Here is a 16,601-nt window from a genome sequence, read left to right on the forward strand (position 1 = left end):
CCGCTCTAATAACGCCTTGAACAGGAGAGCAAGCATGCTGTTTCATACCATGATCGGATCGAACGACATCGAGCGATCGAAGCAATTCTACGATACGGTGCTTGGCATGATCGGTGTCGGTGAACCGTTGCGAAATATCGCCGACAGCGGCCACACCCGGCTTATCTACAATAATGGCAACGGAACAAACTTCATCGTCAGCCAGCCGATCAACGATGAACCTGCGACCGTTGCGAACGGCAGTACCGTCGCCTTTTCATGCAACTCATCTAAACAAGTGAAGCAGCTTCACGATGCCGCGGTAGCCAATGGCGGCACCTCGATCGAAGCCCCGCCTGGCCCACGCGAGACTGCGTCGATGGGGACGATCGAACTCGCCTATTTTCGCGACCCCGATGGCAATAAGCTTTGTGGGATTCATTTCCCGAAGTGATATTGCCGCCGCACGTCAACTTTAAGGTGCCGCCCGTCTTAGCATGGACGGGCGGCAGGCTCGCCACGAAGGAACTGCGGTAGACGATACCGCCTCGAAGACCCACAATGCGACATTCCAGCTCGTGTACGGCGTGTCCAATACCGGACGGTCATTCATCTGGGCGCATTGATCATCGCAGTGGGCAGGCGGAGAAGCCTGAGCTTGCAGCAAAACTAGGAAGCGAAACCCGAGTACGGACCCCCGAACTGCATCCTTGTAGGCGTCGGGCGCCATACGTTACATTCGTGGCTGCAGTGGCCTAATAAGCATCTGCCAATAGAGCTCAGCGGCGCCTTCCTGCGTTAACTTGCCGGACCCGCCGCGGTGGCCGCTCATCGCTGCCATGCCCATGCTGATCAGAAATAGGCTTTGGTCGTCCGCTTCGACGTTCAACGCTTCATTGTATCCGTTCGTGGACATGTCGGACGAGGAATAGGCGATCCCAGAGGAGTATGGCCGTTCGCCCATGAATATCGAGCAGCGTGCGATCGACTGCCCGTCACGATAGATGATGGTAGAGAAGCGGTTCGCGTCTATCCGGCGAAAGGTCGCCTCGATGCTTGGGTTACGAGCAGTTAGCTCAGCCGCCGAGTTCTCGAAGTACCGGGAGATATACTCGAAGGTCTCGAGCTTGAAAGTGTCCTTGTCCCGTTCGGTGAACGTACGGGCCAGAGCCAGGGCGCTCGACCGCGGGCCTCTGGTGGATAGCGGCGCCGCCATACTGACACCTGTTGTCACAGGAGCGGCCGCAGCACTCGTCGGCGACGAGCGACTGCTGAGCCGGTCGGCTGCGCCACGCACGGCCTTCGCAACTTCCAGCAGCGCCTGATCACGATCAGGCGAGGTGGTGATAGCCTTCCCGTCGGGTGGCGTCGCGTTAAGCTTACCGAACGGCGTACCATGCCAGTCACATGGGCGAAGAATCACTGGAATGACGATAGCGTCGCCCGCGTCATGGCGCTCCATCGCCCGCCGCATTTCCAGGTCATAGCAATAGTCGGAATCAATGAAATCGGCGCTGACCAGAAGCAGGATTATGTCGTCACTCTCGACATGCTGGTCGATCTCGCGGGCAAACTCCTGCCCGGCTCCAATCCGGCGATCATGCCACGTCTCGATGATCCCCTGCCGCTTTAGGAGCGAGAGCTGTTTCTCCAGCTGGTCCCGCAACGCTTCGTCAGCGTGCGAGTACGAAAAGAATACCTTGGCCATCTCGGTTCTCCGCTCTCCAAGGATAGTGGGGGACGGTCGGGCGGCACACAAGGGGAACAAGGCTTTCTCGATCTCACCATTGAAGCGCTACGCTAGCCCAACATAGGAAGCCTCTTGCCGGATCACCACATCGCTATTCATAAGACGTTCCTGTCTCGCTCTAAGCAGGAGGCGGCATGGGGTGGCGGAGATTTTCGCTTGCGCGTGGTGGGCGGCGAACACGACCGCTGGCTAGGGATGGTCATTCGCCTGAACATGAGCGGGGAGATGCCGGCGTTTGACCTCGACGGGGGGTATGGCGAGATCCTGCGCCGCTACGGCTAACGGCTTTCACCAGCTGAGTGCACCAGTTCCAGAAATTTCCCGATGTAGCGACCTGATTGTTGTTCCGGTCCATCCCAATCAACCAAGTACGTCCAACCTACTTCCCTTTTCCCGCTGGGCGAATTGCGATCGGAAAGGGTGGACGGTTCATGAAGTCCGGTGATCGTGCCAACGCCAAGTTTTCCGTGTCGAACGAGATCGCCGACGCTAAATATCGGCTTGTCTTCTACCAGCCTCCAGCTTCCCCGTTTTGGAGCTTCGATCAGACCACGTTCTTTCAATCGATGAAGATGGGACCTGAATGTGGATTGGGCGAGGCTAGGGACTGCGGTGCGAGCGGTGAGCTCCAGCTGCCGGACGTCGACACCCGCCCTCAAAGCGCCTTCCAGTCGCTTCAAAATGGCAGCCTCGGCCATGACGCGCCCGATGCTGTTCGATCGCGTTACCTCGAGGTCTCCTATTTCTCGCTTTCGTGCATTATATAGTACTCGTTCGAGCACCTCGCGCTCGGCTTTGAGCAGTGCAATCTCACGATCTTTCGTTGCAATTTCGGTGAGGAGCTGTCGTTCGAGAGTACGGAAATCCCTGTTCTGCATTTTGTTGCAAAAGCATATTTTGCAATTTCGAGCAACCTTCCTATATCGTATTTTACACCGTGGCTTGCGAATATCGCTATTGATCTCGCGGTTCAGGGGTGTATGCTGGCGCAACCAACAATGTTGGTTGCGCCAGCATACACCCCTGTCTCGGTTAGCCAACGAAGCGGTACGTTAACCGCATTTGGCTTGCGTTCGTTAGGGAACGTCCCCTTATATTGACCGTAGCGTCAACAGTCCAAGATGCTGTGACGAGGTTGCAATCAATCAAGGCCGAGGAGGGTCAAATGTCAGTACGATCGACTCGTTCCGGGTCGTTTAAGCCATCGCAGGGTAAGCCGGTGAAGGGATCTCCTTTCAAACCCGGTAAGCCTGCTTATAGCGCCACTGCGGCTGCGTTTAGGTTTGGTGCTCGCACACATGCTGCGCCGACCGAGGCATTGCGGGACGTCGTAAGGATGCACTTCACGCACGTCAAAACGGACGCGTAAGTGGGGTCCGCAGGACCGACACCGGAATTTCTCTACAAGCCACTCAGCAGCGAAACCTGGGTAAATGGGTTTCGCTGTGGAGAATATGAGGTTGATCGTTGGCTGTCGAAGGAAGGCCTGAAGTGTGACGGGCGAGGCACTGTTCGGGTGCATTGCATGCACCTCAAATCCAATGACACGCTCATCGGGTACTTCGCAATCGCGACGGCGGTAGAGAATATCCAAAAGCTAAAAGGCTTCCACTATCATGCCTTTGGCGAAGGCAGGTGGTTCCCCTGCCTTCATCTGGTTAACGTCGCCGTCCGAGATCGATATAAGGGACGAGACCTCGGCAAGATCCTTGTTGGTACGGCCATCACGATCTTTGCGGAGATTGGCCCACAGATCGGCCTCCCCCACATGATCCTGACGCCAATCAACGCAGACGTCATTCCATTTTATGAAGCGCTCGGTTTCGAGCCGTATGATGGTGGCGCGAGAATGTTTCTGCCCCTGCAGACTGCCGTGCAGGTGGTTGAACAGGAACGAGCAAGGAAAGCGCAGATCGACGCTCTGTCGGCTGATGCGGACGCCGAGCCGCCTGCTGGCGCTAACGACAGCGAAGTGGCGGAGCCGGCGGCTGGCATCGACGCCCCAATTGTGCGTCAGGAAATGGCACTGCCCGTTGTTTCGTCTACCTCATAGCATCTGTATGCCTGGGATCACACCGGGATCACAGATTGCCCGATGTTCCACTCCAGTTCCTGCATTTCGGCCGTTGGCAGGAGGGTAGAAGGGCTGTGACCCTCACAAGCATCGCATTCCCTCTGCGACGTCAGCTGCTAAGGTGGGAAACCGTTCGACGATGCCATTCAAACAATATGAACTGAACGAACAGCAGATTACGTGAGCCTTGTCCCTGAAAGCGGCCGGGCTGTAACCTCCAAAGAGCGGCCGATCGCACGCATGCCCCGCTATCTGAACGGACGTCCGCTTACCGCGGCCCCTGCACCAAAGCGGACAGGCCGCTTCCCACCAGCTATGCCCTAAGCGCGGAACCTGCGTTAACAAATTGATGATCGACCGTCCGTTCTTACGGATCGTACCATTCGTGAGAACAGATCCCTGACGTCACATCATTCGCTATCCAGTTCGGTACCTGCTATGTCTCGACGTACACAGCGGAGTGGCCCTCAGTTCCGCTAGTCACAAAAGACGACATTATGGCTAATGCCAAAGACGTAGCGACTGTTATCCAGTCGGCACTCAACGAAATCGGTGTCACGGGACAACTTGAAGTGTCGATGGATGGGCAGGAAGCGACTAAGTCGCTCGGCACGGAAAAAGGCGATGATCTTCACGTTGGCGTAATTGTCAGTGACGTCGATGACCAAACTATAAAGTTGAAAGAGTCTGCACGGCTGTCGAAAGTTTAACAATACCAGTGGTTGGGGCTGTTTAAACAGCCCCAACGCGCCGGTTAGATCTCGTCGCCAAGCGCGCCCTTGACGCTGCCCTTGACGTCTTGACCCGTGCCCTTGACCTGCTGGGCCTCGCCCTCTGCAGTCAGCTTGTCGTTGTTGGTCGCCTTACCAACGGCTTCCTTCACGTTGCCTGCGATCTTGTTGCCAGCAGCGTCGAGCTTGTCGGTGAACTCACCCATGGGGTATCTCCAATTTGCCGACACGCCCAACGCTGCCGGACCTACATCTCAGATAAGGCGGACGGGCCAGGCTTACAGCCCGGCTCGGCAATTTAGTCCCCAACCGCTTCAACGTTGACGGCAGATTCCGCCAGTTCGCTCATAAGGTCATCGCCCTGGTGCATGTCCTTCACCGCAGCTTCGAGCTTGGTGGCGTCATCGTCGAGCTTAAGCGCCTTGGCGAACGCCGCAAAGGGCGCACCATTTCGCATGGCACCCGGCTTGCGCTGGACCACCGCCAGATAGTGGCGCCAGTCGTAGATGGTCCGTCCTGGCGAGCTGTGTGCCCGGTCAATCACCCGGACGTGCTCGCATAGCCGCTGCCCTTCCGCGACCACGACGATGCGCTCAGGGTAGATCCGCAGGCTCACCGGCCGGTTCGCAAAGGACGCCGGGACGCTGTAGCGGTTGCGGTCGAAATGGACGAGGCAGGTCGGCGACACCCGTTTGATATGCTCGACGAAGCCGTCGAACGGGCGCCCCGGTTTCATCAGTTCCGGCACTTCTTGCGCCCATATCTCGGCAACAGTGCCCGGCAGGTTGCCGTGCGGGATCTGTGCCCACTGCGCGATGCACTGCTCTTCCAGCCATGCGTTAAGCGCAGCAATATCGGGAAGTTCGGGCAGCCGCTGCCACAGCCGGCGACGGGCATCTTGGACGTTCTTCTCGACCTGACCCTTTTCCCAACCCGATGCCGGATTGCAGAACTCCGGCTCGAACAAATAGTGGCTCGCCATTGCCGCAAAGCGCGCGTTGACCTGCCGCGCCTTGCCCGTGCCGATACGGTCGACCGCTGTCTTCATGTTGTCGTAGATCCCGCGCCGCGGCACTCCGCCCAGCACGCGGAAGGCATGCTGGTGCGCATCGAACAGCATCTCGTGGGTCTGGAGCGGATACGCTCGCACGATGAACGCGCGGCTGTGTGAAAGCTTGGTGTGTGCTGCCTGCAGTTTCACCCGCTCGCCGCCCAGGATAGCCCAGTCCTCGCTCCAGTCGAATTGAAAGGCTTCGCCGGCGGTGAACACCAGCGGCACGAATATGCCCCGGCCCGTCGTCTGCTCCTGAACCTGACGGTTCGCCTTCCACACCCGGATGAACGCCGCTACCCGACTGTACGACCCGTCATAGCCCAGCAAGACCAGGTCGGTGTGGATCTGCTTGGCGGTGCGCCGTTGCTTGCGCGATTTGCTCGCTTCCGTCTTCAACCATCCCGACAGCCGGTCCGCGAACGGATCCAGCTTGCTCGGCCGGTCGACCGTTTCGAACTTCGGCTCCAGCGCGTCCGACCGCAGGTATTTGCGGATCGTGTTGCGCGAAAGCCCTGTACGTCGGGTTATCTCCCGGATCGACATCCCGTCCCGGAATGCCCAGCGCCGGATGACGCTCAGTAACGCCATGTCTATCACTCCTTGATCCCCCGACAGCCTGCCGGGGTGAGATTGAGACACGGGTCACTTCTCGGTGGAAATTTATGCCTTCTCCGGGTCAGCTCTCAGTGGAAATCAACACGCATGCAGCCGTCGGCAGAAGCGAGCCTCGCCACCGTACAGATGATCGCATCCGGCGAGATCGAGCCATATGCCGTCGGACGGCGTCACCGCCGCTACGGGCGACCACCGCCGCACCGCCAGCAGCGCCAGCCGGTCGAGCAGGCGCCGGTCGGCGACGGCATCATGCGGGCGGACGTCGAGGTCGGACACGAGCGCACGCGCATGCGTCGCCGCCATGCCGACCGCGATGCCGAGCGCAGTGGCCGCGGCGCAGGCGGCGACCACCTCCTCGCGGCGGCCCACCTTCGCGACAAGCGCCATGGGCGTCTGCACCACTATCTCTGGCGCCGGCACCATGACAGAGGCCCCAGCGTTTGCGCCATCCCGGGATGGCGCCTGGCGCTTGAACGGATGCTCGGCGGCTTCCGATCGTCGGCCGAGTTCGCGGACCGGGGGCTTGGCGTGGACCGGCAGCGCGGCGATCTGCCGCTCGACCTCCTCGCGCGTCGAAGTCTCGGACCGTGCCCAGCGCGCGCCGGGTCGCCAGCCGCCGCCCCGCGGCACCGAGCAGGCGCCGGGGTCGTCATCGACCGGGAGCTGGAGTGGCGGCCGCTCAGGCGGCGGCGCCGCGGGCCGTTCCAACCGCCTCAGCCGTTCGACGGCGAGGTGCGGCAGGAACAGCGAGACGACCCGTCTCATCGCATGCCTCCAGAACCAGGGAGAAGGCCTCGCCGCCGCGCTGCCGCGCCAGCTCAACTGACCAGCGCGCGCGTCCCACGCCCGCGACCGGCAGCCGTTCGGACGGCGCGACGCCGATCCGCCACCGCGTCCAGGCGGCGGAAGGTTCGCCGAGCGGGTCGGCGTCGCGGCTGCGCCGGCGTCGCATCAGCAACACCGGGATGTCGGCTTCGGCCGCCACCAGCTGCAGCCGGCGGGTCGCCACCATCGACACGCGTGACGCCTCCGCGATCACCGCCGGCGTCCCGTCACGGATCGCGTCCTCGACCACCGCGAGCAGCTGCTGGTCGTCGCGTGGCTGCGCATGGATCACGTCCGCCGAACGGAGCCCGGCTTGCGCCAGCCCCGGCGCATAGAGATCGCACCGGCAGCTTGTCCAGAGAACCGGCGCACCCGTCCCCGCCGCCTCGCGAGCGGCAATGCCGGCCAGGAACAGCGTCGCCGCGGCATCGTCCATCAGCGAGCAGCTGCGCGCCGCCACCTCGTGGAGCGCGCCTGCGCGCAGACCGCGTCCAACCAGTCGCGCGTCGAGTCCCTCCACGCCGAACGGCACGGTTCGGTAGCTGGTCGACGGAACGGCAATCGCACGGAGCCGCGCGATGGTCGACGAGGAGAGTGTCGGGGTCGTGAGCATAAAGAGCAAGACTCGGTTTGTTCGCTTTATGTTCCATGTGGGATCGGGTCTGGTCAAGCCGCTGGCCATCACATTCCTGTGGAAAGCGCGGGCAGGACGTACGATCATTCATGCTGCGGCTGGGCTCAAGCGGCCTCACTGCAGCCATGCCGTTCAGCGGGATGGAGAACGGATCGCGATCCGCGACGGCTGGATAATGACCGTGGCGAGCCGCCAGAGCCTCAATTATAGGGGCATGCTTGGGGCGCGACTGCCAGGGGGAAACACCATGAAGAACACCGTCGAACGTGCGTACGAACTCGCCAGATCTGGATCATACCCAACCATCAAGGACATCGAGCGGCAACTCACGAAGGAGCAGCACGAGAGCGTGCATGCGCACCTTTCGGGCGATACGCTGAAGAAGCAGCTCAAGGCGCTGATCCGCGAGCGGGGGCGGCAGGGCCAGGCGGAGCCGCAGATGGGCACGCAAGTCTAACCCAGGAGCCTCAAGCAGAGCCGTCCCGCGCCTCGCCGACCCGTTCCTCCTGACGGCATGTTGATCGACGTGGCGTCCGTGACGGATACAGCAATCGCGACATCCAAACAGACCCCAATCAACGTTCCGTGCGATCTATTCGCAACAAAACACGCTTCGCCTTGGTTGATGTCCGAAGCCCAAGGAGATGACGTTTGCACACCGAGCGAGCCGTAGCCGTGGGTTTGCTCACCCAGAAGGATCTCGACGCGCTCGGATCAAAGCTGAGCCGCGTCTACCATCTCCAGCCCGACGACGATCAGTTCGCCGACCTGCTCGCACAGCTTGATGCGATCGAAGCGACTCCACCGAAAGGCAAGTAGGAGAGCCAGCCCTTAGCCCCTCGATATAGCAGAACATGGACGCCGTCGGGTGAGCGGCCGGCTGACGCCGACCGGTGATGCGATCTTGCCGTTCGCAGGCGGCCGCGGGGTCTAAGAAAGAGCCGACGTCCAACTGCGGCACGAGTTCGTCAAGCCTTCTAGCAGAAAGCCGCCGATCATCTACCGGTCGTCGCCGTCAGGGCAGGCGCAGGTCGAAGCTCGTGATGACGCGAGGTGACGGGGCCGGATCATGTGACGGTCGCCCGCGTTCAGGCTGCAACACGCAGCGACGAAACGCCTGATCTCCAGCCCCGAGGAACGACCCGATGACCAACGAGAAGCTAGACCCGGACTTCGCCGATCTGCCGCCGACCGCACGTGCAGAGATCGAGGGCTCGCTCGGCATCGGCCTACATCACGCACCCGCCGTCCCGGACGTGCAGGTGACCGGCGACGCGTTCCATCATCCGGAGAAGGACGCTGCCGGAACCACCTGGGAACCCGACTGGCAGCCGATGGAGACGTACCGCGACGGCGACGTGGTCATGCTCGACGACGGCGAACGCCAGATGCTCGGCCGACGCAAACTCGGCATGTGGATGGAGCTCACGGGTGGCGAGGAACTCGCACAGCCCGACTTCCTGCCGATGCTCTGGTCCATTGCGCCCGAGCAGATCAAATACGACATGCTTTGAGGCGGCACGCTCGTCGCGACCTTGGTCCGGCAAGGCCTCCGTGAGAGCCCATCGACCTATCCAGGGGTTTGACTTCGCTAGTGATCCGAGCGTCAGTGGCTGCGCCATAGAGGCGGTCGGGCCGGCTGCATTCGGTCGATGGATCGAATCGCATGAGCGGTTGGCTAGCCGTTCCGGGTCATGTAGCCTCCGCGCGACGAATTCGTCAGCGTCGCTGGAAGTGTCCTGACGACGGAAGGTGCCCATCGATGACCGATCTCCTCTTCGGAACGGCAGGCTGCATCCTTCTGGTGGTCACCGCCGCGGACATCTTCCGATCGCTGCTGGTGCCACGCGCCAGCAGCGCGGTGCTTCGCGTCGGTCCGGCGCTCACCATGGCGCTCTTCCCATTATGGCAGGCGAGCACCAATCGCATCGCGGGACTACGTCTGCGCCAGACGATCCGCGCATGTCTCGCTCCACTGATGCTGGTTCTAAACCTGGTGGTCTGGGCGGCGCTGCTCATCGTCGGCTTCGGCCTCATCTTCTGGGCTGACCGCGCGCACTTCGCGCCCGAGTTCAAAACGCTCGCTGATGCGCTGTATGCCGCCGGTTCCGCCTTCTCCACGCTCGGAATCAACGGCAAGGTCGAGGGGGACTTCACGCGGATAGCCGTGCTGATATGCTCGGTCGCGGGCCTCGCGACAGTGACGGTCGTCTCGACCTTCCTCATATCGATACAGGCGGGCTTCAGCCGGCGTGAAACTATCGTGTTGAGGCTCGAGTCCCACGTGACACTGCCGCCAGCGGGCATCGCCATCCTGGAGACATATGCCGAGGAGGCGATCATCGGACGGCTCGGCCCATTCTTCGAATCTTGGGAGCTGTGGGCGACGGAGGTGGCGATCAGCCACCGGGCGTTCCCGATCCTGCTGTTCTTCCGCTCCAACGACAGCCGGTGCGAGTGGCTGGCCGCGTTCGGCGCCGTTCTGGACGCGGCGGCGCTGCTCGACGCCTCCGTATCGGATCCGCTTCCGGAAGCCCGCGCCGGCGCGCACTTCGTGCTGAGGACCGGCGCGCGCATGCTCGGCGACATGGCCGATCAGTTTGCGACAGCGCATCAGCAGCAGGCCGAGACCACCGACCGCGAACGCTTCCGCTCGCATCGAGCACGGATGGAAAAGGCGGGATACACGCTGTTCGCCGACGAGAGCAGGACTTTCGAGCGGTACCGGAAGCTGCGCCAGAGCTATGCGACTTCGCTTGCGGCGCTTGGACGCCGTCTCCAGATTGACGTCGACGAACGGACGGCGAATGACGAGGACAGTGAACCACAGCGATAGCCGCCGTCTAGTTTGAAACTCCCGGCGAACCTGCTGAGCGGTATGCCGAGAGTGCATGGGCCAGATCGCCACGCTTTTGCGCCAACGGCCGACCGACCGGCCCCTTCGAAGTCACCCATCGACTCGCCCCTTCGGTGCAGCGCTCCGCAGCCCAGCGGCATCGCGCGCCGGAGGAAGCCCGAACAGACGGGCGTAGTCGCGGCTGAACTGCGACGCGCTTCCATATCCAACCCGGTGGGCGCTCGATTGGGCACTGCCGATTTCGCGCAGCAGCCGCCGCCCCTCCTGAAGACGCAGCGTCTGCTGATACTGGAGCGGGCTCATGGTCGTGACCGCCTTGAAGTGCCGGTGGAGCGATGCGCGGCTCATTCCCACGGCTCTGGCGAGTTCGTCGATCCGCAGTGGCTGATCGAAGTTGGTGCGTATCCAACTCACCGCACGCGCGACGCGCGCGGTGCTGCTATCCTCCTGTGCGACCCGGCGCAGTTGGCCATCGTCGTTCTGAAGCAGACGGTAGAGCAGTTCCCGTTGAAGCGTCGAACCGAGCACGGCGACGTCCGCCGGATTGTCGAGCAGGTCCAGCACGCGCCCGAGCGCGTCGAGAAGCGCAGGCGTGACCTTGCTTACACCGAAGCCCCGCTGCGAGTTGGAAGCGCGTTCGGGTAGTTCGGTCAGAAGGGCGGCGACTGCGGCGCGATCGATGACGAGGCTCACCGCGACGTAGGGCTCCGTCCGTGTCGCTTCGGCCACGCCACCGCTCGCCGGCACCGCCACGCTCACGACGAAGTAGCTGGCGGGATCGTACCGGAACGTCTCGCCGCCGATCGTCACCAGCTTGGCACCTTGAAGCACGACACACACGCGCGGTTCGAAGACGCCAGTGGTGACGGCACCGGGTGCCGAAGCGCGCAGCAGTGTGAGACCATCTATGACGGTGTCGGTGCGCTCCGCAAGGGCATGCCGGCCGATCAGATCGCGTAGGCGAAGAAGTTGTTGTTGCATTGGCCCAACGTGCGCAGGGGAAGCCCGACCCGCAACCCTCCTGAGGCGATCGGGCAAGATAGCGAGCAGATCAGACGAGGCGATGCTTCGTCCGTGCCCCATCTCTTCATCCGCAACCGATGAAGAGGATCCAGCGATGACGATCACGTTCGATGACACCACCACGACCGACGAGGTTCTTCGCGGTCATGATCTCACCGGCAAGCGCATCCTGGTCACCGGGGTATCCGCAGGTCTCGGCGTCGAGACCGCGCGAGCGCTGGTCGCGCACGGAGCGCAGGTGGTCGGCACCGCACGTGATCTCGACAAGGCGGAGCGCGCAACCACGCCGGTACGCGGGGCTGCGGCGTCGGGCGGTGGCGGACTGGAGCTTGTCCGGCTAGTCTCGCCGACCTTGCAAGCGTACGCGCGTGCGCCGACGCGCTGCTGGCCGATGGCCGCCCCTTCGATGCGGTGATCGCCAACGCGGGAGTGATGGCAACTCCCTTCGGACATACGGTAGACGGCTTCGAAACTCAGTTCGGAACCAATCACCTCGGCCACTTCCTGCTCGTGAACCGCATCGTCCCGATGATCGCAAGAGACGGACGGCTCGTCGTCCTCGCATCGGCCGGTCACCGCTTCACGGACGTCGATCTCGATGATCCCGGCTTCGAGCGCAGCCCCTATGCGCCCTTCGTCGCCTATGGCCGGTCCAAGACCGCCAACGTGCTCTTCGCGGTTGAATTCGACCGCCGCCATAGAGACGTTGGCCTCCGAGCTACGGCGGCGCATCCGGGTGGGATTCGAACCGAGCTTGGCCGCCATACCGATCCTTCGGCCGAGGCCCAGCTGATCCGCACCATCAACGAGCGGAACGCCGCCGCCGGCCTTGCCACCTTTCGGTACAAGACGGTTGCTCAAGGTGCGGCGACGAGCGTGTGGACTGCCACCGTAGCGTCGGCGGACGACGTAGGCGGCCGCTATTGCGAGGATTGCCACGTCGCCGCCGTCGTCGATGATCCGGAGGAGCGCGGCGGCGTCCAGTCGTACGCGCTCGATCCCGAACGCGCCGAGGCGCTCTGGACGTTGAGCGAGACGATGGTCGGCGAGCGTTTTGGAGACCAAGCTGGAGCTTGATTCACCTTTGCCGGGAGACCGCGTCGTCACCTTGCACGACCTACGCGCGAAGTTGGCGCGGCCTGGCGAATGCGATTTCGCTTGAGCGGTCAGACAATCGCAGAGACGCCGTCAGCGGATCACCCTTGAAGCTGTCCCACAAGTAGAGATCGCTCGCCGCCCCAACTCGCCGCCCACGCTAATTCATGGTAGATCCAAGGCGGAATGCAGATCGAACGTCCGTCTACAACCTCGCTGTTGCGGTTCGCCTCCGGGGACCTTGCGTTCAATCTCTACTGGCAGAGCGTCTCTCTGTTTCTCTTGTTCTTCTACACGGACGTGCTCGGCCTGCCGCCTGCCTTGTCCGGACTGATCTACATGGCGGGCGCGGTGTGGGACGGCCTTGCCGACGTGATCGTCGGAATGATCGCTCAGCGGCCAAATACGTCATACCGCCGGTTCATCTATGCGGCCGCCGCACCGCTCGCATTGAGTTCCATCGCGCTGTACCTGCCGACGAAGCTAGATGTCGCTTGGACAGCGGGCGCGGCGCTCCTGGCGCAAATCAGCTTTCGCACGATGTATGCTCTTGTGAACGTGCCTTACGCTGCTTGGAGCGCGCGGATTAGTACGGAAAGCTCCGATCGCACCACTCTCGCGGGCATGAGGATGCTGTTTGGCGCACTCGCCGCCGTTATCGTAGTCTTGGCAACGCCTTGGATCGGGTTGCAGATGACGGGCGACCCCACGGGTCGCGCCGGCTTCTTCGCAGCGGCGATTCTGGCTGCCACATTCGCCACGCCGCTTCTACTGAACGTTGCACGTACGGCACCAGAGATGCTGCATCAACCGCATGCGGCGGCACCGTCTCTACGCGATTGCTGGCGCACACTTGGCTGCAACCGCGCCTTTGTGACGCTCAACCTTGCCGCAGCTTCCGCGGGAATGGCCGCTGCGCTGCTCAACCAATCTGTGCTCTACTACTTCAAGAATGTGCTGTCCGATCCATCCGGTGGTCCACAGACACTGGCCGTCATGGGTCTTGCGGGCACACTCTCCGTTCCGATCTGGACGCTGGTAGCCCGCCGGATCGAGACACGGACGACGTGGTTCGCCGCAAGTACGATCGGGGCCGTCGCCGCGATCGGCTTCGCCGCCACGGGTGACGACCATCCCCGCCTCTTCCTCCTGTCTCTTCAGGTCGTCTTCACCGGCCTCAACATCGGCTTCCATGCGATGCTGCCCGACACCGTCGAATATGGCGAGATGCGCCACGGCGTGCGCGTTGAGGCGATGGCGTTCGGCGTGGCCGCCCTTATGCAGAAGCTCGCAGTGGCGGCGGCTGCCGGCGCGCTGGGATTGGTCTATATGCGCATCGGGTACGTGCCGGCAGGACCGCAAAGCCCGACTGCGCAAGTCGGCATACGATGGTTGATGCTTGGCGCACCGGCACTCGGCCTCGCCACGGCCGCACTGCTGATGCTCGCCAACCCGCTGCGGCGAGGCGTCCATGCACAGATCGTCGCCAGCCTCTCGACGAACATTCGTGAGCAGAATGACTAGGCTTGCATCAGGGTGAAGGTGCCGCTCACCCCTTCCGCCTGCGCCGAGGGTGCGATCCACACATTGAAGACGCCGGGTTCGACCGTCGGTGACATGTCAACGCCGTGGAACAACAGGTCGGCGCGGCTGAGCGTGAACGTCACCACCTGCGCCGCGCCGGGCGCGAGCGCTATCTTGCGGAAAGCCTTCAGCTGGCGGACCGGGCGGGTGATGCTGGCGGCGACGTCGTGGATGTAGAGCTGGACCACCTCCTCCGCGGCGCGCGTGCCGCTGTTGGTGATGGTCGCGCGGATCGTCAGCGTGCCGTCCCACGCCATCCGCGTATCGCCCAGTTCCAGCCCGGCATAGGTGATCCGGCCATAGGTCAGCCCATGGCCGAAGGGAAACAATGCTGCATTCGGAACCTCGCGGTAGTGCGCCTTGTACGGCTCGGAATCGCCGGGCGGATTTGGCCGGCCCGTCGATTTGTGGTCGTAATGATAGGGCTCCTGCCCAGTCGCGTACGGAAAGCTGACCGGCAGCCGCGCGGACGGCCCTTCCGCGCCGAACAGGATGTCGCCGATCGCCGGACCCGATTGCGACCCCAGAAACCATGTCACCAAGATCGCCGGTGCAGCCAGCGCCGCACCCTCCAGCGCAAGCGCGCGGCCGTTGCGGAGCAGCACGACCACCGGCTTGCCCGTCGCCGCAACGGCTCCGGCGAGCGCCTGTTGTGGTGCGGGTACGACGATCGCATCGCGCGACTGCGCCTCGCCGGACATCGATTGTCCCTCGCCGATGGCCAGAACGACGATATCGGCGGCCCGCGCCGCAGCCACGGCCGCAGCGATCCCGCCTGGGATCGGCTGCTCGACGCCGGAGCCCAGCGTCATCGTGACGAAAGTTGGATCGGCGACGGCGGCACGGACACCGGTCAACAGGTCGACCCCATCGGCATCGGAGCCATAGACGTTCCAAGGACCGATCAGGTCGTGCTGCCCGGCCGCGAAGGGACCGATCAGGGCGATCCGCTTGCCGCGCTTCGGCAGTGGCAACAGGTCGCCGTCGTTCTTGAGCAGCACGATAGAACGCCTTGCCGACTCCCGCGCCAGGGCAAGCATGGGCGCGGTGCGAATTCGCGCCTTCTCGCGCTTCGGATCGATCCGGCGGAACGGATCCTCGAACAGACCCAGCTTCACCTTCAACGCCAAGACGCGGCGTACCGCCTGATCGAGGCGCGCCATCGGCACCGCGCCCGCTGAGACCAGCGCTGGGAGATGATCGATGTAGAAGCCGCTCTGCATGCTCATGTCGACACCCGCCATAAACGCGAGCCGCGTCGCCTCGCGCGCGTCCGCCGCGAAGCCATGACCGATCAGCTCCATGTCGCCGGTGTAATCCGACACGACCAAGCCTTCGAACCCCCACTCCTTGCGCAGCACTGTATCAAGAAGCCAAGGATTTGCCGTCGCAGGGATGCCGGACAGTTCGTTGAACGACGCCATCACCGTCTGCGCCCCCTCGCCAAACGCCGTCTGGAAGGGCGGGAAATACACGTCACGCAAAGTTCGTTCGGAAACGTCCACGGAATTGTAGTCGAGGCCGCCCTCGCCTGCGCCGTAGGCGACGAAGTGTTTCGCGCAGGCAAGCACCGCGTCATCGGCCGCCAGTCCGCGGTCGCCCTGGAAGCCACGCACGCGCGCGGCCGCCATCATCCGCCCGAGCAGCACGTCCTCGCCCGCACCTTCGACACCCCGACCCCACCGCTGGTCGCGTGCGATGTCGACCATCGGGGCGAACGTCCAGTCGATGCCAGCCGCAGACGCCTCCACTGCCGCCGCGCGCGCGGTCCGTTCGGCAAGCGCCGGCTCGAAGCTGCCCGCTTCGGCGAGCGGCACCGGGAAGACGGTGCGGAAGCCGTGGATCACGTCGGCGGCGAACAGCAGCGGGATCTTGAGCCGGGACTCCCGCATCGCGACGGTCTGCATCCGGTGCGCCATCTCGGCGCCGTTGCCGTTGAACACGCCGGTCAACCTGCCTGCGCGAACGTCGGCAAGTTGCGTATCGAACGTGCCGGTGGCCGAGATCGGGTTGAGCGCGTTTGCGGCGCCGCCCGCCCACGCCGCCGCCATCAGCGTCAACTGGCCGGCCTTCTCCTCGACGCTCATCCGCGCGAGCAGCGATTCGACCGAGGCGGGCAGCGTGCCGTGCGTTTGACCCAACAAAGCGCGCGCGGGACTTGTTGCCCACGCCGCGGCGGCCGCCACACTCATCAACGCCGCGCGACGCGAAATCCGATCGTCCATCCCACACCCTCCGCCCATATTCACGCAGCGTTCTAGCATCGCCGCTTCGTGGATCATCATCTTGATCTGCGTCTTTGCTTGATGTAACCGGTTACAGCAAGCGGCAAGATCGGCACGGTACCAGCACCGATGTCGGCCGGGGAGGATAACAAGAA

At 63.0% G+C, this 16,601-nt stretch carries 18 protein-coding genes and 1 pseudogene; 11 read left to right on the forward strand and 8 right to left on the reverse strand.

The features are described from left to right. The first annotated feature begins 34 nt into the window (after positions 1-34). Positions 35-433, forward strand: coding sequence for a VOC family protein (locus tag L8F97_RS18395; RefSeq protein ID WP_242153714.1), 399 nt, complete (start codon positions 35-37; stop codon positions 431-433). A gap of 279 nt (positions 434-712) precedes the next feature. Here the strand turns inward: L8F97_RS18395 and L8F97_RS18400 are convergent, their stop codons facing one another. After that, complete coding sequence (locus L8F97_RS18400; protein WP_242153614.1) at positions 713-1,687, reverse strand: toll/interleukin-1 receptor domain-containing protein; 975 nt, start codon at positions 1,685-1,687, stop codon at positions 713-715. A gap of 114 nt (positions 1,688-1,801) precedes the next feature. Here L8F97_RS18400 and L8F97_RS18405 point away from each other — a divergent pair, with 114 nt between their 5' ends. Next, positions 1,802-2,011, forward strand: coding sequence for a hypothetical protein (locus tag L8F97_RS18405; RefSeq protein ID WP_242153616.1), 210 nt, complete (start codon positions 1,802-1,804; stop codon positions 2,009-2,011). On the opposite strand, the gene L8F97_RS18410 is transcribed toward L8F97_RS18405, so the two are convergent. Beyond that, the gene (locus L8F97_RS18410) at positions 2,008-2,607 is read right to left on the reverse strand and encodes a hypothetical protein (protein ID WP_242153617.1); all 600 of its coding nucleotides are present in this window, start codon (positions 2,605-2,607) and stop codon (positions 2,008-2,010) included. The genes L8F97_RS18405 and L8F97_RS18410 overlap by 4 nt on opposite strands. A 647-nt stretch (positions 2,608-3,254) precedes the next feature. Here L8F97_RS18410 and L8F97_RS18415 point away from each other — a divergent pair. Both L8F97_RS18415 and L8F97_RS18420 read left to right on the forward strand, forming a co-directional pair. Next, positions 3,255-3,782: a GNAT family N-acetyltransferase gene (locus L8F97_RS18415; protein WP_242153619.1), complete on the forward strand. Its 528-nt coding sequence runs from the start codon at positions 3,255-3,257 to the stop codon at positions 3,780-3,782. Positions 3,783-4,300: 518 nt separating this feature from the next. After that, entirely contained in the window at positions 4,301-4,513 is a 213-nt protein-coding gene (locus L8F97_RS18420) for a hypothetical protein (protein ID WP_242153621.1), read from the forward strand. 44 nt (positions 4,514-4,557) lie between these two features. On the opposite strand, the gene L8F97_RS18425 is transcribed toward L8F97_RS18420, so the two are convergent. The 4 genes and pseudogenes from L8F97_RS18425 to L8F97_RS18440 all read right to left on the reverse strand — a co-directional run bounded on the left by L8F97_RS18425 (position 4,558) and on the right by L8F97_RS18440 (position 7,641). Continuing rightward, entirely contained in the window at positions 4,558-4,740 is a 183-nt protein-coding gene (locus L8F97_RS18425) for a CsbD family protein (protein WP_242153623.1), read from the reverse strand. A 206-nt stretch (positions 4,741-4,946) separates the two neighbouring features. Further along, a pseudogene (gene istA, locus L8F97_RS18430) lies at positions 4,947-6,176 on the reverse strand (IS21 family transposase); the annotation flags it as partial. A 105-nt stretch (positions 6,177-6,281) separates the two neighbouring features. Then, on the reverse strand, positions 6,282-6,968 hold the full coding sequence (locus L8F97_RS18435) for a hypothetical protein (protein ID WP_242153625.1): 687 nt from the start codon (positions 6,966-6,968) through the stop codon (positions 6,282-6,284). Further along, a complete protein-coding gene (locus L8F97_RS18440; RefSeq protein WP_242153626.1) occupies positions 6,883-7,641 on the reverse strand; it encodes an ImuA family protein in 759 nt (252 codons plus the stop codon). The genes L8F97_RS18435 and L8F97_RS18440 overlap by 86 nt, the downstream gene beginning before the upstream one ends. Here L8F97_RS18440 and L8F97_RS18445 point away from each other — a divergent pair. From L8F97_RS18445 to L8F97_RS18460, 4 genes are all read left to right on the forward strand, one after another. Then, the gene (locus tag L8F97_RS18445; RefSeq protein WP_242153628.1) at positions 7,607-8,119 is read left to right on the forward strand and encodes a hypothetical protein; all 513 of its coding nucleotides are present in this window, start codon (positions 7,607-7,609) and stop codon (positions 8,117-8,119) included. The two genes, L8F97_RS18440 and L8F97_RS18445, sit on opposite strands and share 35 nt — an antisense overlap. A gap of 218 nt (positions 8,120-8,337) precedes the next feature. Beyond that, positions 8,338-8,481 carry a hypothetical protein gene (locus tag L8F97_RS18450; RefSeq protein WP_242153630.1) on the forward strand — a complete coding sequence of 48 codons (144 nt, stop codon included), beginning with the start codon at positions 8,338-8,340 and terminating at the stop codon, positions 8,479-8,481. 326 nt (positions 8,482-8,807) lie between these two features. After that, positions 8,808-9,176, forward strand: a complete 369-nt coding sequence (locus L8F97_RS18455; RefSeq protein ID WP_242153632.1) for a hypothetical protein — start codon at positions 8,808-8,810, stop codon at positions 9,174-9,176. Between the two features lie 248 nt (positions 9,177-9,424). Continuing rightward, on the forward strand, positions 9,425-10,498 hold the full coding sequence (locus L8F97_RS18460; RefSeq protein WP_242153634.1) for a hypothetical protein: 1,074 nt from the start codon (positions 9,425-9,427) through the stop codon (positions 10,496-10,498). A 111-nt stretch (positions 10,499-10,609) separates the two neighbouring features. Here L8F97_RS18460 and L8F97_RS18465 read toward each other — a convergent pair whose 3' ends face one another. After that, positions 10,610-11,500: an AraC family transcriptional regulator gene (locus L8F97_RS18465; protein ID WP_242153636.1), complete on the reverse strand. Its 891-nt coding sequence runs from the start codon at positions 11,498-11,500 to the stop codon at positions 10,610-10,612. Positions 11,501-11,636: 136 nt separating this feature from the next. Between L8F97_RS18465 and L8F97_RS22675 the strand changes: the two genes are divergently transcribed. The 3 genes from L8F97_RS22675 (at position 11,637) to L8F97_RS18475 (ending at position 14,161) form a co-directional block, all read left to right on the forward strand. Continuing rightward, positions 11,637-11,957: an SDR family NAD(P)-dependent oxidoreductase gene (locus L8F97_RS22675; RefSeq protein ID WP_277925069.1), complete on the forward strand. Its 321-nt coding sequence runs from the start codon at positions 11,637-11,639 to the stop codon at positions 11,955-11,957. Continuing rightward, positions 11,927-12,619, forward strand: coding sequence for an SDR family NAD(P)-dependent oxidoreductase (locus L8F97_RS18470; protein ID WP_277925073.1), 693 nt, complete (start codon positions 11,927-11,929; stop codon positions 12,617-12,619). The genes L8F97_RS22675 and L8F97_RS18470 overlap by 31 nt, the downstream gene beginning before the upstream one ends. A 204-nt stretch (positions 12,620-12,823) precedes the next feature. Next, on the forward strand, positions 12,824-14,161 hold the full coding sequence (locus tag L8F97_RS18475; RefSeq protein WP_242153637.1) for an MFS transporter: 1,338 nt from the start codon (positions 12,824-12,826) through the stop codon (positions 14,159-14,161). On the opposite strand, the gene L8F97_RS18480 is transcribed toward L8F97_RS18475, so the two are convergent. After that, positions 14,158-16,446, reverse strand: coding sequence for a glycoside hydrolase family 3 N-terminal domain-containing protein (locus tag L8F97_RS18480; protein ID WP_242153638.1), 2,289 nt, complete (start codon positions 16,444-16,446; stop codon positions 14,158-14,160). The genes L8F97_RS18475 and L8F97_RS18480 overlap by 4 nt on opposite strands. Positions 16,447-16,601: the final 155 nt, after the last annotated feature.

This window comes from Sphingomonas sp. BAUL-RG-20F-R05-02, assembly GCF_022662305.1.
Classification (GTDB): Bacteria; Pseudomonadota; Alphaproteobacteria; order Sphingomonadales; family Sphingomonadaceae; genus Sphingomonas.